Source organism: Streptomyces sp. NPDC127117 (genome assembly GCF_042677325.1).
Classification (GTDB): domain Bacteria; phylum Actinomycetota; class Actinomycetes; order Streptomycetales; family Streptomycetaceae; genus Streptomyces.
This window is the reverse complement of record NZ_JBHXTM010000019.1, coordinates 113061-134605: the sequence shown is the minus strand read 5'-3', so window position 1 is coordinate 134605 and position 21545 is coordinate 113061. Positions and strand designations below refer to the sequence as shown.

Annotated in this window: 20 protein-coding genes; 14 read left to right on the top strand and 6 right to left on the bottom strand. The window is 68.8% G+C overall.

What is annotated here, in order from left to right; translation table 11 throughout:
• Nucleotides 1-171 precede the first annotated feature (171 nt).
• Entirely contained in the window at nucleotides 172-1194 is a 1023-nt protein-coding gene (locus ACFVH0_RS18970; RefSeq protein ID WP_385821538.1) for a phosphotransferase family protein, read from the top strand.
• 25 nt (nucleotides 1195-1219) lie between these two features.
• Here ACFVH0_RS18970 and ACFVH0_RS18965 read toward each other — a convergent pair whose 3' ends face one another.
• The 3 genes from ACFVH0_RS18965 to mshA all read right to left on the bottom strand — a co-directional run bounded on the left by ACFVH0_RS18965 (nucleotide 1220) and on the right by mshA (nucleotide 5050).
• On the bottom strand, nucleotides 1220-3004 hold the full coding sequence (locus ACFVH0_RS18965) for a glycosyl hydrolase family 28-related protein (protein ID WP_385821536.1): 1785 nt from the start codon (nucleotides 3002-3004) through the stop codon (nucleotides 1220-1222).
• 158 nt (nucleotides 3005-3162) lie between these two features.
• Entirely contained in the window at nucleotides 3163-3705 is a 543-nt protein-coding gene (locus ACFVH0_RS18960; RefSeq protein WP_385821534.1) for a YbjN domain-containing protein, read from the bottom strand.
• Entirely contained in the window at nucleotides 3698-5050 is a 1353-nt protein-coding gene (gene mshA, locus ACFVH0_RS18955; RefSeq protein ID WP_385821532.1) for a D-inositol-3-phosphate glycosyltransferase, read from the bottom strand. Before mshA ends, ACFVH0_RS18960 begins: the two co-directional genes overlap by 8 nt.
• 181 nt (nucleotides 5051-5231) lie before the next feature.
• Between mshA and ACFVH0_RS18950 the strand changes: the two genes are divergently transcribed.
• The 3 genes from ACFVH0_RS18950 to ACFVH0_RS18940 all read left to right on the top strand — a co-directional run bounded on the left by ACFVH0_RS18950 (nucleotide 5232) and on the right by ACFVH0_RS18940 (nucleotide 9131).
• Nucleotides 5232-6023, top strand: coding sequence for a class I SAM-dependent methyltransferase (locus ACFVH0_RS18950; protein WP_385821530.1), 792 nt, complete (start codon nucleotides 5232-5234; stop codon nucleotides 6021-6023).
• Between the two features lie 265 nt (nucleotides 6024-6288).
• A complete protein-coding gene (locus ACFVH0_RS18945) occupies nucleotides 6289-7362 on the top strand; it encodes an NlpC/P60 family protein (protein WP_385821528.1) in 1074 nt (357 codons plus the stop codon).
• Between the two features lie 419 nt (nucleotides 7363-7781).
• On the top strand, nucleotides 7782-9131 hold the full coding sequence (locus ACFVH0_RS18940) for a PP2C family protein-serine/threonine phosphatase (RefSeq protein ID WP_385821526.1): 1350 nt from the start codon (nucleotides 7782-7784) through the stop codon (nucleotides 9129-9131).
• On the opposite strand, the gene ACFVH0_RS18935 is transcribed toward ACFVH0_RS18940, so the two are convergent.
• The 3 genes from ACFVH0_RS18935 to ACFVH0_RS18925 all read right to left on the bottom strand — a co-directional run bounded on the left by ACFVH0_RS18935 (nucleotide 9113) and on the right by ACFVH0_RS18925 (nucleotide 10901).
• Nucleotides 9113-9457 (bottom strand): DUF2516 family protein, encoded by a 345-nt coding sequence (locus ACFVH0_RS18935; protein ID WP_385821524.1) that lies wholly within the window; start codon nucleotides 9455-9457, stop codon nucleotides 9113-9115. The two genes, ACFVH0_RS18940 and ACFVH0_RS18935, sit on opposite strands and share 19 nt — an antisense overlap.
• 214 nt (nucleotides 9458-9671) lie before the next feature.
• The gene (locus ACFVH0_RS18930; RefSeq protein ID WP_385821522.1) at nucleotides 9672-10316 is read right to left on the bottom strand and encodes a hypothetical protein; all 645 of its coding nucleotides are present in this window, start codon (nucleotides 10314-10316) and stop codon (nucleotides 9672-9674) included.
• 27 nt (nucleotides 10317-10343) lie between these two features.
• A complete protein-coding gene (locus ACFVH0_RS18925) occupies nucleotides 10344-10901 on the bottom strand; it encodes a helix-turn-helix domain-containing protein (RefSeq protein WP_385821520.1) in 558 nt (185 codons plus the stop codon).
• A 259-nt stretch (nucleotides 10902-11160) separates the two neighbouring features.
• Between ACFVH0_RS18925 and ACFVH0_RS18920 the strand changes: the two genes are divergently transcribed.
• The 10 genes from ACFVH0_RS18920 to ACFVH0_RS18875 all read left to right on the top strand — a co-directional run bounded on the left by ACFVH0_RS18920 (nucleotide 11161) and on the right by ACFVH0_RS18875 (nucleotide 21508).
• Entirely contained in the window at nucleotides 11161-11937 is a 777-nt protein-coding gene (locus ACFVH0_RS18920; RefSeq protein ID WP_385821518.1) for a TnsA-like heteromeric transposase endonuclease subunit, read from the top strand.
• Nucleotides 11903-14017 (top strand): Mu transposase C-terminal domain-containing protein, encoded by a 2115-nt coding sequence (locus ACFVH0_RS18915; protein ID WP_385821516.1) that lies wholly within the window; start codon nucleotides 11903-11905, stop codon nucleotides 14015-14017. The genes ACFVH0_RS18920 and ACFVH0_RS18915 overlap by 35 nt, the downstream gene beginning before the upstream one ends.
• Nucleotides 14008-15036 (top strand): TniB family NTP-binding protein, encoded by a 1029-nt coding sequence (locus tag ACFVH0_RS18910; RefSeq protein ID WP_385821514.1) that lies wholly within the window; start codon nucleotides 14008-14010, stop codon nucleotides 15034-15036. Before ACFVH0_RS18915 ends, ACFVH0_RS18910 begins: the two co-directional genes overlap by 10 nt.
• Complete coding sequence (locus ACFVH0_RS18905) at nucleotides 15033-16037, top strand: TniQ family protein (RefSeq protein ID WP_385821512.1); 1005 nt, start codon at nucleotides 15033-15035, stop codon at nucleotides 16035-16037. The genes ACFVH0_RS18910 and ACFVH0_RS18905 overlap by 4 nt, the downstream gene beginning before the upstream one ends.
• A gap of 128 nt (nucleotides 16038-16165) precedes the next feature.
• Nucleotides 16166-16630 carry a DUF2199 domain-containing protein gene (locus ACFVH0_RS18900; RefSeq protein WP_385821577.1) on the top strand — a complete coding sequence of 155 codons (465 nt, stop codon included), beginning with the start codon at nucleotides 16166-16168 and terminating at the stop codon, nucleotides 16628-16630.
• Nucleotides 16631-16663: 33 nt separating this feature from the next.
• The gene (locus ACFVH0_RS18895) at nucleotides 16664-17119 is read left to right on the top strand and encodes a DUF6228 family protein (RefSeq protein ID WP_385821510.1); all 456 of its coding nucleotides are present in this window, start codon (nucleotides 16664-16666) and stop codon (nucleotides 17117-17119) included.
• Nucleotides 17116-17589 (top strand): hypothetical protein, encoded by a 474-nt coding sequence (locus ACFVH0_RS18890; protein WP_385821508.1) that lies wholly within the window; start codon nucleotides 17116-17118, stop codon nucleotides 17587-17589. The genes ACFVH0_RS18895 and ACFVH0_RS18890 overlap by 4 nt, the downstream gene beginning before the upstream one ends.
• A 220-nt stretch (nucleotides 17590-17809) precedes the next feature.
• Nucleotides 17810-19294, top strand: coding sequence for an AAA family ATPase (locus ACFVH0_RS18885; RefSeq protein WP_053740928.1), 1485 nt, complete (start codon nucleotides 17810-17812; stop codon nucleotides 19292-19294).
• Nucleotides 19294-20178: an HNH endonuclease gene (locus ACFVH0_RS18880; RefSeq protein WP_385821506.1), complete on the top strand. Its 885-nt coding sequence runs from the start codon at nucleotides 19294-19296 to the stop codon at nucleotides 20176-20178. Before ACFVH0_RS18885 ends, ACFVH0_RS18880 begins: the two co-directional genes overlap by 1 nt.
• Nucleotides 20179-20647: 469 nt before the next feature.
• A complete protein-coding gene (locus tag ACFVH0_RS18875) occupies nucleotides 20648-21508 on the top strand; it encodes a phosphotransferase (protein WP_385821504.1) in 861 nt (286 codons plus the stop codon).
• The last annotated feature ends 37 nt before the right edge of the window (nucleotides 21509-21545 follow it).

Sequence of the window (21545 nt, the reverse complement as noted above, 5' to 3'; positions counted from 1 at the left end):
TCGGTTTTGCTCACTGTATGAGCGGAAAATGGTTTGATGATCAATCAAGTCGGGCATGGGATGCGATCGTGACGGCGCTGTGATCATCCTGTGAATGCACCGAATGCGTCATCCGGTGCTGCGTTACTTCACACCGACGGAACCGGAATACGACACAGAGGTGCGATCCCCATGCAGGCTGACGCGACAACCACGGCCGTTCTCGACTCCGTCGGTCTGACGGAGGACCGGATCGCCGCCCGCGCACGGCTCACCGGAGGCACGTTCAACACGGTCTTCCGGGTGACGCTCACGGACGGCAGCGACCGGGTGGTGAAGATACCGCCGCCCGCGACCCCCGGAACGCTGATGGGATACGAGCGCGACCTGCTGGTCAACGAGGCCACGTTCTACACCTGCGCGGACGGCTCGGCACCGGTCCCCCGCGTCCTGCACAGCGAACTCGACCCGGCCGCGCCGACCGGACCGTACATGATCATGTCGGCCCGTCCGGGGCTCCCCTGGCACGAGGTGGCCGGTTCCGCCTCCGCCGACGCCCTGTCCGGCGCCGAGGAGCGCCGGCTCAGGACGGAGCTGGGGCGGATCGTCGCCCGGCTGCACACCGTCACCAACCCGGCCGGCTTCGGCTATCCCTCCCTGGCTGCGGGCCCGTTGGTCCCGTCCTGGCGGCAGGCGTTCACCGCGATGACCGACGCCGTCCTCGCCGACGCGGACACCTACCGGGCCCGGCTGCCGCGCCCGACGGCCGGCATCCGCGCCCTGCTCGCCGCCGCGTCACCGGTGCTCGACGACGTCACGCGCCCCGCCCTGGTCCACTTCGACCTGTGGCAGGGCAACCTCCTCGTCGACGGCGGGCCCGGAGCGCGGACCATCGGCGGGATCGTCGACGGCGAGCGGATGTTCTGGGGCGACCCGGTCGCCGACTTCGTGTCGCTCGCCCTGTTCGGGAACATGGAGGAGGACGGGGACTTCCTCGCCGGATACGCGGACGGCAGCGGGCGGCCGGTGGTGTTCGACGCGTCGGTGCGGCTGCGGCTCGCGCTCTACCGCTGCTACCTCTACCTGATCATGCTGGTGGAGACCGTCCCGCGCCGCGCCTCCCGGGAAGAGCTGGACCAGGCATGGGCCGACGTCGCCCCACAGCTCGAATCGGCCCTCACGGACGTGGAGTCGGCGCTGCGGACCGGGGACTGAGCCGCGGCGCCCGCTCCCGTGGACCTCAGCCGGCCAGGGCCCGCTGGGCCTCGTACAGATTGGGCGGCCACACCGCCTCCGGGGTGCCGTACGCCTCCAGCCTGGTGTGCAGATCGCCGGTGAAGTCGGGGACGTCGATCTGGTCGGACTCCGTCACCTCGCTGATGCCGACCGTCGCGCTGTACGGGGCGAGCCCGTCGATCCGCATCAGGCCCGCCCGGCCGTTGGTGACCCGGATGTTCCAGTGCGTGAAGCGGGCGCCGAAGAGCGGCCCCGCGCTCGCGTCACCGCCGTGCCGCCCGTTGTTCTCGACCGTGATGTCGGTGCGGACGTCGGCGAACGGCATGCCCCGGTGCGAGTCGAACGTCCCCATCTCCATCAGTCCGCGCGACCAGACGTTCCCGCTGGACAGCCCCTCGACGTTGATGCCGTGCAACTGCGTTCCGGCGGGCGCCGGTACGGTGCGCCGCTCGACGGTGAAGTCCTCGATCAGGTTGTCGTGCGAACCCTCGCGGCAGTAGTACGGATGGTGCGAGCCTCGGCCCGCGACCCGGGTGCGGCGCAGGGTGCAGGCCGAGGCGGCGATCAGACCGAAGCCGTTGTCGACGTGGCGGACGGTGATGTCGTCGGCCCAGCAGTCGTACGCGCACTGGAACGCGACCCCGTTGTAGCCCTTGTCGAGCAGATGCGGTGACTGCGGCGTCTCGACCGCTTCGAGCGTGAGGCCCTCGACGCCGGAGCCGGTGAGCGGGGTGACGAGAGTGGTCAGCCGCGGATCCCACTCGGGCCGGACGTCGAGCGGGAGCGGGCGCTCCAGCGTGACCCGGTGGCCGTGTACGGAGGTGACGCGGACCGGCCACTCGTAGGGGACGTACGAGGTCAGCTTGGTCTTGTCGTCCCAGTAGTACGCCTCGGGGCCGGGGCCGCCGCCCGCCATGTGCTCCAGGAGCGTGTGGCCGGCGTCGTCGGCGAGGCGGAGCAGTACGAGCCCCCCGCGCCGCAGCCCCGTCGTGTCGGCGACGGTGACCGAACGGTCACCCCGGCGTGCGGGGGCGACGGTGGTCAGGGTGCGCCACTCGTCGCGCCGGTTGCCGGTCCAGCCCTCGAAGGGCCAGACCTTCGCCCGGATCGCGTCGGTGAGCGAGGCCCAACGATCCTGCGGACAGAGCCAGATGAGGCCGCCGGCCCAGGACCAGCTGGACTTGTCGCCGCCGTAACGGCTGCCGTACGTCCCGACCAGTTCGGTGAGGTTCCTGGTCGCGTACAGCTCGGTGCGCCCGCTGCCCGCGCCGCGCACCACCACGTCGCTGTGGCCGATCCGGATGATGTCGTCGATCCGGTACGTGCCTTCGGGGATGAGCACCGTGCCACCGCCTCGCTCTCCGGCCGCGGCGATGGCACGGTTGATCGCGGGGGCGGCGTCGGCGGAGCCGTCGGGTTTCGCACCGTGGCGCCGGACGTCGACGACGAAGCCGCGGCCGGGACGGCGGGGCGGGCGGGAGCCGCCGCGGTGGCCGGCCCGGCCGATGAACGGGATCTGCGGGTGGGTGAACGGAGCGGCGGCGAATTCCCGCCAGAGCGGGGTGACCGCTCGCGGGGCACCGGCCGCGGTCCCCCGGGCGGTGGCGAACGCCGGGCCGCTGCCGGTGGCGGTGGCGCCGACCGCCGTCGCGGCGACCGCCACGGCGCCTGCCAGCAGCCCGCGCCTGCTGACGTTCCCCTCGTTGACCCTGTTGCCCTCGCAGGCCGCGTCGGCCTCGTGGGCCCTGCTCGCCCTGCCGGTCCTGCCTGTCTTGGGTCCGATCGCCATGAATCCGAGCCGCCTTTCATCCATGTGAACGACGTTCATATCTGCGTCGGCGGCGAGCATGCCACGGCCCCCGGGGACGCCGAAAGAGGCGTGCACCGGGGAATCCCGGGCTGAATTCCTCAGAGGGTGATGGCCGGACGGCCGAACCGGCCGAACCGTCAGTCAGTCCGGCCGGCCGGGCGCTGGGTCAGATGTGTGAACGCATCCAGGTTCCGCGTGGATTCGCCGCGCGACACCCGCCACTCGTACTCCTTGCGGATCGCGCTCGCGAAACCCAGCTCCAGCAGGGTGTTGAAGGAACCGTCGGCCGCTTCGAGGACCGTGCCGAGCAGCCGGTCCAGCTCCTGCGGGGTGACCACGGAGAGCGGCAGCTTGCCGACGAGATAGATGTCGCCGAGCGGGTCGATCGCGTAACTCACGCCGAAGAGGCGGAGGTTGCGCTCCAGCAGCCAGCGGTGGACCGCGGCGTCGTTCTCGTCCGGGTGCCGGACGACGAAGGCGTTGAGGGAGAGCGAGTGCCTGCCGACCCGCAGCGAGCAGGTGGTGGACAGCTTGCGCGTGCCGGGCAGCTTGACGACGTAATCGCCCGGCTCGGGGCTCTCCCATTCGAGCCCGGCGTCCTTCAGGGTCGCCTCGATGACCTGCGCGGCCCGCACCGTCGCCGCTTCGGACGGTGCCGCTCCATCGGGTACGTCAGCCATGGTGCGAGCGTACGCGACGGCGGTGTTCGTGCATCGCGGCCGTGTACACGTCGGCCGTCGCCGACGCGGCGGTGTCCCAGCCGAAGCCCTGGGCGTGCGCGGCGGCCGCCGCACCCATCCGGGCGACCAGCTCCGGCGCGTCGGCGAACCGGGCCAGCGCCTGTGCGTATGCCTGCGGGTCGTGCCCGGGTATCAGGAAGCCGCTGACCCCGTCCCGCACCGCCACCGGCAGGCCGCCGACGGCCGCCGCGACGACGGGGGTGCCCGCCGCCTGCGCCTCTATGGCGACCAGGCCGAAGGACTCGCTGTGCGAGGGCATGACCAGCACCGAAGCGGCCCGGAACCAGTCGGCGAGCTGATCCTGCCCGACCGGCGGCTGGAACCGTACGACGTCGGCGATGCCCAGCCGCGCCGCCAGCTTCTGCAGCCCCTCCGGCTTGGCGAGCCCGCTGCCGCTGGGGCCGCCGACGACCGGTACGACCATCCGGGTGCGCAGCGCGGGATCGCGGTCCAGCAGGACGGCGACCGCCCGCAGCAGCACGTCCGGGGCCTTCAGCGGCTGGATGCGGCCCGCGAAGAGCGGGATCAGGGCGTCCTTCGGCAGCCCGAGGCGCGCCCGCGCGGCGGCCCGCCCGTCGGCGGGGCTGAAGCGGTCCAGGTTGACCCCTGGGTGGACGACGGCGACGGACCCGGGATCGGCCTCGTAGAAGCGGACCAGCTCGTCCGCCTCCCCGGTGGTGTTGGCTATCAGCCGGTCCGCCGCGCTGACGATCTGGGTCTCGCCGATGACTCGGGCCGCCGGCTCGGGGGTGTCGCCCTCCGCGAGCGCCGCGTTCTTGACCTTCGCCATGGTGTGCATGGCGTGGACGAGCGGGACGCCCCAGCGCTGGGCGGCGAGCCAGCCGACGTGGCCGGAGAGCCAGTAGTGGGAGTGGACGAGGTCGTAGTAGCCGGGGCGCTGGCCGGCCCACGCCTGCATCACGCCGTGCGTGAAGGCGCAGAGCTGGGCGGGCAGTTCCTCCTTGGCCAGCCCCTCGTACGGCCCCGCGTCGACGTGCCGGACCAGGACACCGGGGGCCAGTTCGACCGCCGGGGGCAGCCCGCCGGTGGTGGACCGGGTGAAGATCTCGACCTCGATGTTGATCGCGGCGAGCCGCCTGGCCAGCTCCACGATGTAGACGTTCATGCCGCCCGCGTCGCCGGTGCCCGGCTGGTGCAGCGGTGAGGTGTGCACGGAGAGCATCGCGATGCGTCGGGGTTTGCGGTGGCCGCCGGGGAACGCGGCGGGGAATCTGAGGCGCGGTGCGACCCGGCTGCTGCCGAGCCGGGAGACGTACTGACTCACGTCGTCCGGTCCTCCTCACTCAGGGCATGACGGCTGAGGGACCTGAGCCCCTGCGAACGGCTGCAACAGCGGAATCTCTCCTTTCATTTCCGCTTTACCAAATCATTACGGTGTGGGCGTCGCATTACGGCGCCCACCGGGCGCGCGCCACCCCCGCCACGAGATCGTTACGCTCACTGTCATGCGCCCCATCGGCACCGCGACCCGCGGGACCACCAACCCGAACCGGCTCCGCCGCATGGACCGCTGGATCGCCGCCACCCACGGCCCGGCCCTGCGCCGCGCCGACCGCCCCGTCGCCGTCGACCTCGGGTACGGCGCTGCACCCTGGACCGCCGTCGAGCTGCTGCACCGGCTGCGCACCGTCGAGCCGCGCACGGCCGTGGTCGGCATCGAGATCGACCCGGAGCGGGTCGCGGCGGCCGGGCCGTACGAGCGTGAGGGCCTGACCTTTCTGCACGGCGGGTTCGAGATCGCGCTCCCCGAGCGCCCCGACCTGATCCGGGCGGCGAATGTGCTGCGCCAGTACGACGAGGGCGAGGTCTCGGCGGTCTGGCGGCGGCTGTGCGCCCGCCTCGCGCCGGGCGGGCTCCTGGTGGAGGGCACCTGCGACGAGATCGGGCGACGGCACGTCTGGGTGGCGCTCGGGCCGGAGGGTCCGCGCACGGTCACCTTCGCGACCCGGCTCGCCTCCCTGGACCGCCCCTCCGACCTCGCGGAACGCCTGCCCAAGGCGTTGATCCACCGCAATGTGCCGGGCGAACCGGTCCACGCGTTCCTGCGCGACTTCGACCGGGCGTGGGCCGCGGCGGCCCCGTACGCCTCGCTGGGCGCCCGGCAGCGCTGGATCACGGCGGTGCGGTCACTGTCCGGCGACTGGCCGCTGGCCGACGGGGTACGGCGGTGGCGCCAGGGCGAAGTCACGGTGAAATGGGCGGCCCTCCAGCCCAACCCATGGCCCAACTCGCGCTGAACAGGCGCGGGGAGACCGGGTCGGGGGAGGCGGACGGGAACGCGGACGGGGCATCGTTCGTCCAGAGAGAGGGAAGCCGGGCAGATCCGAGGGGTTCGCGGCGGAGAGGGAGTCCGCTGCGAAGAGGGGTTTCGCGGCGGACCGGGGAGAGCGACCGTCAGGACGACGGCCGTGCGCCCCTGTTGCTTTTCGGTACGGCATGGCACGATCTCGACATCGGCGAAAAGTTACTGACGGTAAATCAGATTCATTCGGGGGGAATCTCGTGAACCGACGTCACTGTGCCTCGGCCGCGATCACTCTGGTCTGCGCGCTGACCGTTCTCATCACGCCGGTCCAGGCCTTCGCCGAGCCCTCGCGGCCATCTCCTTCCGACACGAAGTCCGCCGCCTCCAAGGCGCCGAAGAAGAGCCTCGAAGAGGTGCGCAAGGAGATCGACGACCTCTACCGCAAGGCGGGGGCGGCCACCGACGCGTACAACCTCGCCGAGGAGAAGGCCGAGAAGCAGTCCGGCGAGATCGTGAAGCTGGCCCGCGCGACAGTCGTGGGCCAGTCGAAGATCGCCGAGCTCAAGAGCCAGGCGGGCGCCCAGGCCCGGGAGCAGTACCGCACGGGCGGGCTGCCGCCCGGCGCCCAGTTGATGCTCAGCGACGACCCGCAACTGTTCCTGGACGGGGTGAACCGGGTCAGGGAGGGCCAGCAGGCCGCGCAGGGCGTGCTCGGTGAACTGACCAGGACCCAGCAGGACCTGGAGACGTACACCAAGGACGCGAGCGCCAACTGGAAGAAGCTCGAAGCCAACCGGGTCAAGCAGGCCAAGGCGAAGAAGAAGATCAACGCACAGATCGCCGCGGCGAAGAAGCTGGAATCCCGGCTGAAGAAGGAGGAGCGGGCCCGCCTGCTCAAGCTGGAGCAGGAGGCGGAGTACAAGCAGCAGACCGCCTGGCTCAGCTCCGGCGCCCTGAAGGACATCAACCGCGAGGCGAGCGCCCGCGGCAAGAAGGCGGTGGCCTTCGCGACCGAGCAGATCGGCAAGCCGTACGTCTGGGGCGCCGAGGGCCCCAAGTCGTACGACTGCTCGGGGCTCACGTCCCAGGCCTGGCTGGCGGCGGGCCGGCCGATCCCCCGCACCTCGCAGGAGCAGTGGCGACTGCTGCCGCGCATCGCGATCAAGGACATGCGCCCCGGCGACCTGATCATCTACCACAGTGACGCCAGTCACGTGGGCATGTACATCGGCGACGGCGCGATCGTCCACGCCCCTCGCCCCGGCCGCAACGTCACGCTGGCGGGCGCGGGCTCCATGCAGATACTCGGGGTCGTACGCCCGGACAAGTAGGCGACCGGGGGCTGCGGGGCGCTCTCGGAGCTGCCCGCAGCGCCACCGCGGGGACGCCTGCGCCGAGCCGCCCGCAGGGGGTGCCCGCGTCGCCTGCGTCGGGCCACTCCGAGGGCGCCCCGGGGGCGCCCCCCGCCGCCCCGCGAGCGGCCCCGAACACCCCGTACCCGCACGGGCGTGACCCGCGCCACCCGCCGTCCACCACCCGCGTGACCTTTGTCATGTCCGGATACCCGCCCCCGGCCCGGCACATCTCGCCGGATCCGTGACCTGACGCGGCTTATGGCTGTGCATATGCCGGAGGCCAATCGCGGAACGCCATTCCGTTCCACCGCCACGGCCCGCTATCGTCCCCGTCTGGCGGACCGTCGATCGTCGGTCCGCCGCGCCCTCGGGGGGAGGGAAGGAAACCCGAACCGATGCCCGTACCCGTACCGCAGCAACGCACCGAAGCCGCTGCGGAGGCCTCCCACGGCGCCGACCTCACCCTCCTGGTGATCGAGGACGACCCGGCGGGCACCTTCACCGTCCCCGAGCTGCCGGCCGCGGCCGGCACGAGGGTGCGCATACGCACCGCCCGCAATCTCACCGAGGCGGGCCGGCTCCTCACGGACGACGTCGACTGCATACTGCTGGACCTGGCCCTGCCCACCGGCAGCGAGACCCGCGCCTCCGGGACGGGGGACGCGGCCGGACCCGACGGGCTCGCCACCCTCGAACACGTCCTGCGGATCGCCCCGCGCCACGCCGTCCTCGCCCTCACGGCACAGGACGACACCGCACTGGCCGCCGAGGCGGTACGGGTCGGCGCCCAGGACTACCTGTTCCGCGACGAGCTCGACGGCCGGCTGCTCAGCCGCGCCATCCGGTACGCCGTCGAGCGCAAGCGCGCCGACGTGGCCCAGCGAAGGCTCACCGAGTCCACCCTGCGCGCCCAGGAGAACGCCCGCCTCGAACGCGGCCTGCTCCCGACGCCGCTGCTCGAAGGCTCCGATCTGCGCTTCGCGGCCCGCTACCGCCCCGGCCGCAGCCGCGCGCTGCTCGGCGGGGACTTCTACGACACGGTCCGTACGCCCGACGGCACCGTCCACGCCATGATCGGCGACGTCTGCGGGCACGGCCCCGACGAGGCGGCGCTCGGCGTGGAACTGCGCATCGCGTGGCGCGCACTGACTCTGGCCGGGCTCTGCGGCGACGAACTGCTCTCCACCCTCCAGCAGGTCCTGGAGCACGAGCGGGAGAGCGAGGAGATCTTCGCGACGCTCTGCACCGTCGACATCGCCCCCGACGGCCGGCGCGCCGGGCTGTGCCTGGCGGGCCACCCCGCCCCGCTGATCGCCCGGCAGGGACGGGCCGCGCACCTGCTCCCGTACGAGGACGGCGGCCCGGCCCTCGGCCTGCTGCCGCGCGCCCGGTGGCCGCGCCGGCAGGTGGATCTCGGCGGCACCTGGAGCCTGATGATGTACACCGACGGGCTCATCGAGGGGCGCGTGGGCCCGGTCGGCACGCAGCGGCTGGGCCAGGACGGGATGGTCGCGATGATCAACCGGCAGCTGGCGGAGGGGCTGGCCGGTGAGGATCTGCTGGAGGCCGCCGTCGCCCAGGTGCGGGAGCTGAACGGCGGCGAACTGACCGACGACGTCGCGGTCCTCCTGCTCGACCGCGATCAGGACGCCGTCCGCCGCCGGATCCCGGACGGCGGACGGGGCCGGAGCATCCCCCGGCCCCGCGCCGCGAACCCCGCGAAGGCTCAGCGCCCGCCGTTGTAGGGGCCGTACGGCCCGTCGCTGCTGGAGCCGCCACGCCGGCCGCCGCCGCCCGAGACCGCCCGCAGCGCGGGCCGTACGTCCACCAGGAAGACGATGGACGCGACCACGCCCGCGATCTGCAGGAACAACACCGACATGTAGAGGCTCAGTACGTTCACGGCGACGGCGATGCCGAGAATGAGCAGCCAGAAGGACTTCTTCTGCTTGTCCGCGGCCCGGTAGGCGTCCTCACGGGCCATCGCGGCCATGATCAGCGCGACCACCGCCAGCACCAGCATGGCCACGTAGAGCAGCATGAGAAATGTGCTGAATCCTGTGAGCAACATGGTGTGCACCGCCTAATAAATGGATGAGCGCCTCGCGGCCAAGGTACCGGGACAACGGGCCGCACACCCCGGAAGGTGCCCGGCCCGCGCCCCGCCACACGTCTCGGCGCCACAGCACCGCCGTGGGGGTGCCGTGGCGCCGACAATCTCCTGCTCGTACTTCTTCCGCAACTTCCGCTTCGCGCTTCTTCTACAACTTCTGCTTCGCGTACTTCTACTTCGCGCCCGGCGGAGTGGTCTTCTTCGCGGCGGGCTTACGCGCAGGCGCCTTCTTGGCGGGCGCGGCAGGGGCCTTGCTCGCCGGCTTGGCGGTCCTGGGCGCGGGCTTCGGCGCCGGCGCGGACTTCGCCGGACCGGGCCTGGCGGCCGGCGCGGTCCTCGCGGTGCCGGTCGGCTTCGACTCCTTGCGCGGCTCCACGACGACGGCGATCTCGACGATCTCCTCGGCCGTCTCGCCCCGCCAGTGCTTCACGGTCTGCTCGCCGCGCTCGGCGACCTTCTCGTACGTCTCCCGGGCCCGCACCGCGTACTCCGCGGCCACACCCAGGCTCCGCAGCGCCAGGTCCTGCGCGTTCTCGCCCAGCTTCCGCAGATCGCTGTCGAACGACCCGATCACCTCGGTGACCTTGGCCTGCATGGTGGCCTGCGCCTCCTTGGCCTGCGAGGTCACCTTCTCCTGCACGGCCTTGGGGTCGGTGTTGCGCACGGCCTCGATACGCTCCGGCGCCTCGGCGCGCAGCTGCTCGATCAGCGCCGGGACCTTGCGCGCCTGCTCGACGGCGAGGTCGGCCGTACCGGCGGCGAAGTAGAGGGGGGTCGGGTCGGTGAGGGTCTTGCGCAGGTCATCGGTGATGGCCATGACTGTGGTCCTCCCGGATCATCAGACTCAGTTTGAGGGTTTTTCGGGCTTTGAAGGCGCGGAGGGTGTTGAGGGCGCGGAGGGTATTGAAGACGTCGAACGCTTCGAGGACGTCGAATGCTTCGAAAGCGTCGACGGCTCCGAAGCCGCGCCGGCACCGCCGCCGTCCGCACCGGCGTCGGGCCCTGACTCGTCGCCGGTCTCCGATCCGGCGGCGACGCCGGATTCCGGTCCGGGCTCGAACCCGTTCTCCTTGCGGAAGGAGTCGTAGATCTGCAGCAGAACGCTCTTCTGCCGCTCGTTGATGGACGGATCGGCCAGAATCACCGCCCGCGTCTCCAGCTCCTCCCGCTCCCGCTCGTCCAGAATCCCGGCCCGTACGTAAAGGGTCTCGGCGGAGATCCGCAGCGCCTTGGCGACCTGCTGCAACACCTCGGCGCTCGGCTTGCGCAGCCCGCGCTCGATCTGGCTGAGGTAGGGATTGGACACCCCTGCGGCATCGGCGAGCTGCCGCAGCGACAGCTGCGCGTTGCGCCGCTGCTCGCGCAGGTACTCACCGAGATTGCCGACGTTGAGGGATGCCATACCCCGATGGTGCGCCACCCTTGCTAACTTTTGCAAGCAGACGCTTGCAAAAGTGCGCCACACCACTCGCACGGCCCTGTGTGCCGAGCCACGTGACGTGTCTCGCTGAAGATGAGCCAGTCTCGGTCGATCTGAACCATCTGGTCGCTCGTCTCAGTCAACCGTGACCATCTGTCGATCTGTCTCGCTCTTCTTGACCCACTGCCGCACCGGGGTCCCTACGGTCTTCGTATCGGGCGGGTGCCGAACGGGGTGGCTGATGGCTGAGGAAGACTTCTGGCTGGAGTACCTAGACGCCCGCGGCGAACCGCACGGCGGGCCGCTTGAGGTGATGTGGCCGACCCGTTTCGAGGCAGCCGGGCAGGTACGCGGGTTCCCTTCGTACCAGGGGCAGCGGAACTTCCCGGGCTGGTACTGGGCTGCTACAGGTGGTGACCTGGTGGGCTATGAGTCGTGGGTGGAGCTCGGGCACCTGATGAGGCTGGACGCCGATCCGGATGTGGTGGCGGTGGCCTCGCAGCCGTTCCAGCTGTCGTGGCGGTACAGCGACCGGGCCCGGCGGACCCGCCATACGCCGGACTACTTCGTACGCCGTCGGGACGGCACCGCTGTGGTGCTGGACGTACGTCCGGACGATCGGATCGAGCCGGACGACGCGAAGAAGTTCGCGGCCACGGCCGCGGCCTGCGCCCGGGTTGGCTGGGGCTTCGAGCGGGTCGGGATACTCGATCCCGTGCTGGCTGCGAATCTGCGCTGGCTATCGGGCTACCGACACCCCCGGGTTCGGCGCGAGCCGGTCGCCGATGCTCTGCAAGCGGTGTTTGCAGAGCCGCAGGGACTGCTTGCGGGGGCCCGGGAAGTCGGGGATCCAATCGCCACGCTTCCGGTGCTCTTTCACCTGTTGTGGCGTCGAGTGTTGGCCGCTGACTTGGGGGGCGAGTTGCTGGCGGGGGCCACGCGCGTGCACCTCGTTCCTGCGGTGGCGAAGGAGGTGGGCGGGGATGCCGGCGCGTCCGCAGCTGCTGTCGCTGGGTGATCGGGTTCGCTACGACGGGCGCGAGCACACCGTGGCCGCCTTGCACGGCACTTCGGTGCGGCTGGTGGATGACGCCCTGGCCGCCAGTGTGGTGCTGCTGGGGAACTTGCTGGCCGCTGAAGGGTTCACCGTGCTCAGCAGCGCGCCGAGCCGCCCGCCGTTGCCCGATGCGGGGGTCCTGGAGGGGCTGCCCGAAGAAGCCGCAGAGCGGGCCGAGTGGTGGCGAAGGCACCTGACCGAACTGCTTACGGGCCGTCCAGACGTCGATGCGCGCACCCCAGTGAAGGCCGAGTACGACCCGGCCGTGAACTCGTTGCGGCAGCGGGAGCTGGCCAAGCTCGCCGAACTACGCGAAGCAGGCGAGGAGGTGGGGCTGAGCACGCTGCGCCGGATGCGCTCTCGCTTCGAGCGCGAAGGGGTGGCGGGTTTAGTGGACGGTCGGCAGCGCAAGCCCGCCACCGGCACGAGCCGGGCCGATCCGCGGGTGGTCGAGGCCATCGAGAAGATCGTCAGCAGCCGGACCGACGAGCCGACCGTGTCCGCGCAGGTGCTGCGGCGCAAGGTCGAACGCCTGCTGGCTGCTGAGCACGGCAAGGGAGCGGTTTCGATGCCCTCCAGGGCGACGTTCTACCGCCTGTTGGAGGCAGTCTCGACCGGGCAACATCTGCTGGGCTCGGCCCGCACCCGCCGCTCGCTGGGCAAACAGCCGAAGCGGATGTTTGGGCAGCTGACGACAGCACGACCAGGTGAAGTGATGGAGATCGACTCCACGCCACTGGACGTAATGGTCGTCCACGACGACGGGACAGTGGACCGCTGCGAGCTGACCGGACTGGTCGATCTGGCGACGAGGACGCTGGCCGCGGTGGTGTTGCGGCCCTCGACGAAGGCGGTGGACGCCGCCCTGCTGCTGGCGCGGGCGATGACGCCCGAGGTGGTGCGGCCGGGCTGGTCGGACGCGTTGCGCATGTCCCGGTCGGTGCTGCCCTATGCCTCGCTGCTGACGCTGGACGAACGGATGGCCAAGGCCGCCGCGAAGCCGGTGATCGTCCCGGAGATGGTGGTCAGCGACCGCGGGAAGGCGTTCGTCTCGGACAACTTCCGTAATGCCTGCCGCCACTTGGGGATCTCGTTCCAGCCCGCGCATCCGGACACCCCGACCGACAAGCCGCATATTGAAAGGACCTTGGGCTCCGTGGCAACGATGTTCGCCCAGGATCTGCCCGGCTACACAGGCCGGAGTGCCGAGATGCGAGGCAGGGATCCGTCCGCACGAGCGGTTTGGTCCATCCACGAGCTCCAGGAACTGCTCCAGGAATGGGTCGTTTCGACGTGGCAGGTCAGGCCGCACGGCGGGCTGCGAGACCCGTTGATGCCGGATCGCCCGTTGAGTCCGAACGAGAAGTACGCCGCGCTGGTGGCGGCGGCCGGATACGTGCCGGTCGCGCTGAGCCCGGAGGAGTACATCCAGCTCATGCCCCGCGAATGGAGGGTCATCGGTCCCGGAGGGGTGCGGATCAACAACCGTACTTACGATTCCCGCGACCTTGTCCCCTTTCGGCGCCAGCCCTCCGGGGCGGGTCCGGACGGGAGGCTCTGGGAGGTCCACTACGACCCTTATGACATCTCCTGCGTCTGGGTACGCAACCACCGTGGCACGGGCTGGATCACCGCGACCTGGCGCCATCTACGCACTTCGCCCGTCCCCATGGGTGAACTGGTCTTCGACCGGGCCCGTCAGGTGCTGGCCGAACGTGAACGGCGCAAGCCGGACGAGGAAGCGGTCGCTGAGGCTGCGGTCGAGCTGCTTGACCGGGCCGCTGACGGTCCCGAGAAACACCCTGTCCGGCGGCGGAAGAGCTCGGGCCGAGCGGCCGAGCGGCGTGACCGCAAGGTCGTCGGCCGCACCCGTGCCACCAGCCAGTCGGCCTGGCCTCGTCCCGAGACGCCCGCCGCCTCGCAAGCGCTTCCGGCCGAACCAGCTCAGGTCTCCGATGCCGCCGATGAGGGCGAGGAGTTGGCGAAAGTGGTGCCGCTGGGGATCTTCGACGCTCGTGAGGAGGCGAAAAGATGGTGGTGAGCCCCTCCGGAAATGATCGCTCTGGGACCGACAAAGACGAACGTGTGGAGCCGCCCACCACTCTCACTGGCTGGCGGCGGTTCGTGGAGAAGGACCCGCACCCCTTCGACCTGCTTCCCCGCCCTCGATGGGAGTCGATGAGCGACGAGGAACGCACCGACTACGACGAAGCTCGCATCGACTACCACTCAGAACTCCAAGTGGTACGCACGTCCACAGTGAAGGAAGTCGCTCATCAGGGACGCCTTCTGACCCTGCTCAACCGACGCGAGCACGGAGCTCGCCGCGGCCTGATCATCTCTGGCGACCGCACCACGGGCAAGACCACTGCACTCCGACAGCTCGGGCGCCTTCATGAACTGCGTGTTCGGCAGAGATCCGGCGAAGGCCAACGCATCCCGGTGGTCTATGTCACCGCACCGCCGAAAGGATCACCCCGGAAGCTCGCCTTGGAGTTTGCCCGCTTCCTCAACATCCCAACCATCACCCCTCGCCACAACACCGCCGACATCACGCATTCCGTCTGTCAGGTGCTGACAGAGGCCCGCACGGACCTGGTGCTGGTCGACGAAATCCACCTCATGAACTTGGGCACGATCGCCGGAGAGGAGCTCTCCGACCACCTGAAGTACTTCACCGAGCACCTGCCGGCCACGTTCATCTACGCCGGCATCGACGTCGAACACTCCGGACTGTTCACCGGCATCCGCGGCGGCCAGATCGCAGGTCGCTGCACCCTCCTGCACACCGGCCCCTTTCCCCTGGGCCGCGAATGGGAAGGGCTGGTCGCGACCATGGAGGGCACCCTTCGCCTGCACCGGCACGCCCCCAACACACTGACCAAGTTGCACAAGTACCTCTATCAGCGGACCGGCGGAATGATCGGCAGCCTCTCCCACCTTGTCCGTGCCGCTGCCATCTCCGCGATCCTGGACGGCAGCGAAAGCATCACCCGGCGACAACTGCACGCCATCCACGTGGACCACGCCAGCGAGAGCGCCTACCGGACATCCGCATGATCGGAGTCACGGCCCCGGCCGGGCCGGCACGACCACTGCCTCTGACCTCCCCGCCCTTTCCGAATGAGACTGTTCGGTCCTATGCAGCACGACTCGCGCTGCTCAACGGAATCCCCCCGAAGCACGTGCTTCGCCGCTTCTACTCGGCGGAGAGGCCCTTGGACGGGCTGGATCTCCTCGCCGTTCGCAGCGGTCAGACGCCGGCATCCCTGAGGAAGGCTCTGCCCGAACTGACCACCGCCGCGGCATGGCACCAGCCGGGCTACCCGTTGATCAGCCGGACCTGGGCCTGCGACTTCTGCGCGGCCGCACATACCGGAAGGACCAACTGGCGGATCGAGATATGGGGGCTCCGAAACCTCAACCAGCTCTGTGTCAAGCACCGCCGGTGGACGGGCACTGGCACCGCCTACGACTCGTACTTTGAGCGGAGCGTCGAGATCCCTTCAATGGGTCAGTGCAGCGTTACGAAGGCGCCCGAGATCGTTGAAGCTCAACGCCGCCTCCACCGGCTCTGCCGTCACAGCAGATACCGCAGGATCCTGCCCGCCTACGAAGAATGCTCCAAGTTCTGGCGCGACCTGACCAGACACGGCTACGCAGCAGACCGCACGGAGCGCAGACTCCGCTTGATCCATCCGGACGAGACCAGCCGGCACCGGCCATACCCATACGCCGAGGCCGCCGACTTCCCCGACGTCGTCCAGGTCGCCGCTCTCTTCGCTTCCTTCTACTGGCGAAAACAAGCCCTCGGAAGCCAGGGAGAGGTTCAGCGCTTCCGCCGAGAGTTCGACAGGCGACTACCCGCAGAGCGGAAGCTGAGGACAACCGCCATCCCCTGGCTCCAAGAAGAGATCGTGCGGCTTGCCCAACGGGTCGACGAGGCCGTCCGCCACCATGAGGCCAGCCTCGACGGGCTCGTAACCGCCCACCCGCACGACCAGTTCCCTCCCCTTCTCATCCGACGGATCTTGAAGCGCTCCCCAGCACACGCACGGTGAACTGCCTCTGCCCTCACCGAGACGGGACTGACGTCAGCAACGTCGGAGCCGATCATTAGGCTCCGCTCATGACCAGCGACCTCGGATTCACATGCTCGTGCTGCGGCAGCCATCACGCCGAACTGCCGATGAACTACTCGGCCACGGCTCCCTACGTCTGGGATCCGCGTTTCGCCGACCGTGCGGACTGCCTGCTCTCGTCGGATCAGTGCGTCATCCAGGCACAGCACTACTTCGTCAAGGGTCTGATCGAGATACCGATCATCGGCAGCGACGAGGTCTTCTCCTGGGCCGCATGGGTCTCCCTCAGCCGGGACAACTTCGCCCGAGCCGCGGACCTCTGGGACACCCGGGGACGCGAATCCGAGGAGCCGTGCTTCGGATGGCTGTCCACCGACCTCTTCCTCTACTCGCCCAGCACCATCAACTTGAAGACCCACGTCCACACCCGCCCCATCGGACAGCGTCCGTTCATCGAGCTGGAGCCGACCGACCACCCTCTCGCGGTCGAACAGCGGACCGGCATCACGATGGAGCGTGTCCGTGAAATCGCCGAAGCTGTTCTCCACCCTGCCGACAGCGAATCCAAGTGACGTCGAACATCCTGCTGACCTAGCGTTCCACCCATGACTACCCCCGACGTCGGCACCGGCGATGAGGCCAGCGTGACGATCCGCTGCCAGGACAATGCGTCCGTCGGCGTGACGTTCTGCGACCGGTTCAGCTTCGACGCAGACTCCGTGCACTATGCCGTCGAGCTGCGGGCTCCCGGTCTGACCGCTCGCGTCAACGAGGTCGTCGCCTGGATCTGGGACAGCGATCTCACCGCATTCCTGGAAGAGCTCGCCGCCGACTACCGGGGATGGGACGGCGAACGGAGCTGGCAGACCAATGACCACGACCTAACGGTGTCGGCAGTCTTCCGGTCCGGCGGCCACGTCGGCCTGACCTGGGCCTCGCGGCCGTGGCCTCAGGCCGCAGGTGGCTGGGGCGCCTCTGTGACCACCTGGCTGGAGGCCGGCGAGCAGATGACTTCCCTGGCGGCCGATGTTCGGGCCTTCCTCGCTGAGGAGCACCAGTGACATCCGGCATGCGCATCACCTGGACCCTGACGGGATCCGGGTGGGCGGACTGCACCCTTGAAGATCGCCAGGCGAGAGTCGAGCTCACCGCGTCCCACATCACCAGTGCGCCCGAGGAGCTCCTGACCGCGGTGGCCCAGCTCGTCGCGGGCGGGTCGGAGACCCGTGCCCAGTTTGAGGCCGAACCGACCGCCTACCGGTGGATCTTCTACCGCGAAGGCGTGGACACCTGGACCCGCGTGCTGGAGCTGCGTCACGGCAGCGATCACGACAACAAGGGAACCGAAATCTGGTCCAGCCAGCTCGGCATCGACCAGCTCGCCCGCACCGCGATCCGCTGCTTCGACGAAGTCGCGCAGACTTACGGTGAGAGCGGCTATCGAGGCAAGTGGGGCGAACACTTCCCACGAACCGAGCTCGAAGCCCTCAGACGCCTCTGGCACGCCCACCACCGCAGCGACAACACATAGCCGCACCGGCCCGCGGCAAAGCAACGGCGGCCCTACTCCAGACTCCAGCGTCGCACTCCAGCCGGGCCGCTGAGTTCGCGACGTCCGCCCCCGCACACCCGTGCGCGCCGCCGCCTAAGATCGCACATCACGACGGAGCACAGTAAGCAGGGGGAGGGCCAGGAAAACCGTGCGATTCGGCGTATTTTATGACGACCGTCGCTTGGCCGAAGGTGGCGCTATGGCGGAGGATCTTTTCGATGCGCTCCTCGTCCACGACACCTGGGACGACGACGGATACCGCACCATGTTCACGTTGCGCGTTCTGACCAGGGAGGGCTGGATCGAGGTCGGCACGGTGAAGATTGGCCACGTGGCGACGGATGGCGAGAACGTTCCCGCCAACTATCTGCTCCCGGAGCGCTTCAGCCGCCTGGACAGCTCGCGCTATTTCTCGGTGGGCCAGGATGAAAGCTATTACTACACGCTGAGCGAGATACCCAGCGCCATCCGGGAGGAAGTACTCACCGCGCTCCGGGATATCGCCTATGACGAGGACTCCTTCCGCCTCGCGCGGAACCAAGATGTGACCCGCACTTCGCTACTGCGCTTCGTCAAGATGTCGACCGTGCGCGGGCAGCTGCGGCGCATCGCACGCGGCGGAGCGCGCCGGGTAAGTTTCGATATCGCCTACGAGCCGCCGCTGCCACCGGCAATGGGTTCCGTGCGGTTCGAATTCAAGGTCGAACCAGGCTCCCGGCCGGCCAGCAACGTGCACGCCCTGACCGGACGGAACGGCGTGGGGAAGTCATATGTGCTTTCCCACTTGGCCCGCGCCGTCGCTGCGGTCGAGCCGCAGATATATGAGCTCGGGCGGATCATCGAGTACGGCCGCGAGGGCCGATCCTTCAACAACCTGGTGACTGTCTCGTTCAGCGCCTTTGACGACTTCCCGCTCGTCGAGGGCGACGAAATGTTCATCGCTTCCTACGTGGGCCTGCGTGTTCAGGGTTCACGATCCCCCAGGTTCAAGACCCCTGGCGGGCTCAGGAAGGACTTCGCGCAGGCCATGAAGGCATGTCTGACGCGCGAGCGCAGCCCACAATGGATCAGGGCATTGCGCACCCTCGACTATCCCGGGAGCGGACTCCTGGAGGAGGGATGGCTGGAGAACTTCGAGAACACCGCAAGCCTGAACAGCCGCGAGAATAAGGCCCGGCAGCTCTTCCGCCGTCTCAGCGCCGGCCACCGGCTCGTTCTGCTCACCATGACCCGGCTCATCGAGCACGTGAGTGAGCGGACCCTCGTCATCATCGATGAGCCTGAAACCCACCTCCATCCGCCCCTGCTGTCCGCGTTCATGCGGGCGCTGTCCGATCTGCTCGCCGAGCGCAACGGGCTGGCCATCGTCGCCACACACTCTCCGGTTGTACTCCAAGAGATTCCTGCCCACTGCGTCTGGAAGCTCTGGCGCTACGGCGGGCAACTCGGAGCCGCGCAGCCCCGCATCGAAACGTACGGCGAGAACGTCGGCGTGCTGACTCACGAGGTCTTCGGTCTGGAACTGACCGAAGCCGGCTTTCTGCACGAACTACGACGCCTGGTCGACGTCGGCTACTCCTACGACGCTGTCCTGGAACACTTCAGTGGACGGCTTGGCAGTGAGGCACAGTTGGTGCTCAGCGCCTTGCTCGGCCAGCGCGACGACGTGGAGGGACACGGCTGATGCAGCACATAGATCCTCCGACCTTCGACGCACGCGACGTCTACACCACCTGCATCGCCAACGCCCGCCCAAATAGCCGAAAACGGCTGGAGTCGTTCACCGACGCGGTGGCCGATGCAGCAAGTGCGTACGAGGCAGCCGCTCAGGGCCAGGCTCTTCACACCCTCACCGGCCTCGCCGCCACGCCTGGCACCCGTCGCGACCGCAAGGCACTGGAGGGGGTCTACACCGACCGGTTGGCCAAGGACCGTGCTCCGGGCCGCCGCATCTACGAGGCGCTCAAAGGTACGACCGACCAAGAAGGCCGTCGACGGGATAACCGGTGTCCCCTGTGCGGGGAGGGCCTGGTAACCACGCTCGATCACCACCTACCCAAGAACACGTACCCGCTGCTCAGCGTGGTACCGGTTAACCTCATCCCGGCTTGCCGCGACTGCAACACCGGCAAGCGCGCGACAGTCCCCGTCAATGCGGGTGACCAGACCCTGCACCCCTACTTCGACGACTTCTCCCACTACCCCTGGCTTCGAGCTCGTCTCAGGAGGCCACGCGGCAATGAGCAGCCGTCGATGAAGTTCTTCGTTTCCCCCCACCCTGATTGGAGCGACACACTCACAGAACGCCTCCAGAAACACCTGAAGGTGTTCGACCTGGACTACCGGTACAGCCTTCTGGTGAGTAGCCACATCGCATCAACCAACCACGACCTCACGATGATGCCCACTAACTCCGTCGCCCCCTGGCTTGAGCACAAGGCCGAGGGCTGGCGCTACCGGGGTAACCCCAACACGATGGGCTATGCCCTGTTCAAGGCCCTGGCGGCCGACAAGTGGTATGTCAACGGCGGCTGGCGCGGCTCAAGCCCGGAGACAAACCTCGACTAATCGGCCCGACAGCCATTCTCCGAGAAGGCCGATTTGAGGACACGCCACGACTTCGGAGAAGAGGGTGCAACAGCCCACTGGGGCTGGGCGTGACGCCGCAGTCAGTCCGCCGCGGGACCGATCGATGGCGTGGTCATCGGGTTCGCCGACCGGGCCCCCTTCTGCGGCCCCCGCGGCCAAGCGCAGAGCCGACGGGCTTGTCGTCGGTTCTCTCTCGTGTCGTGGTTTGGGCGCACCAGACGCGGCACGACTCCGCTCGACGGCAGAGCGACTGGGTTCGATGTCAACGGACAGCTGCTCAGGTTGAGTGAGACAGGCCAGCCATTGCCGTCTCACTCAACCTGAGTCACCCCAGGTCACCGCCTCACGATGGCCCACTTCCATTGAGACGGGACACCACGACAGCTGGCACCCGGCCAAGCCGGCCGGCATCGCCCTCGCTCATCCATGCCAGGATTCGAGGGTGGATATGACTGACGTCACGCGTGCGAGCGCGGCTGCGACTTCGGTCGCCGCATCGCTCGGCCTGCCGGCCAACGATGCGATCGTCCTCCAGAACTCGAACAAGCTGGCACTGCGGCTGATGCCATGCGATGTTCTTGCCCGGGTCGCCCCTGTGGGGCAAGAGGTTGCACAGTTCGAAGTCGATCTCGCCCAGCGGCTCACCGGGATCGGATGCCCGATGTGTCCCCTGGAGCCTCGGGCGGACCCGCGTGTGTACACGCGCGATGGCTTCGCAGTGACGCTGTGGACCTACTACGAGCCCGTGACACCTCGCACCTCACCGGCCGACTACGCCGAGGCGCTGGAGCAGCTGCACGCCGGCATGCGCAAGGTCGATGTGCCGAGCCCGAGGTTCACGGACCGGATAACGGAGGCGGAAGAAGTTGTCGCCGACCCGGAACGCTCGCCGGAGCTCATCGACGCGGACCGCGTATTCCTCAGCGGCAGGCTGGCAAGCCTGCGACGAGCGATCGACGACCGCGGCGCCGTGGAGCAGCTGCTCCACGGCGAGCCGCATCCGGGCAATGTGCTCAGCACGGAGAACGGCCCGTTGTTCATCGACCTTGAGACGTGCTGCCGTGGACCCGTCGAGTTCGATCTCGCCCATGTTCCCGAGGCGGTCTGCGAGCACTACCCAAGCGTTGACCAAGGGCTGCTGGACGAGTGCCGGCAGCTCGTCATCGCGATGGTCGCCGCGTGGCGTTGGGAGCTCGGCGACCAGTTTCCGAATGGGAGGCGATTCGGGGAGGAATTCCTGCGCCTGCTGCGCGAGGGTCCTCCTTGGCCGACGCTCGACACGGTGACCAGGCGACTGGATGGTCTGTAGAAATCGCCGAAGGTCACGTGAAAGCGACAGGGAACCG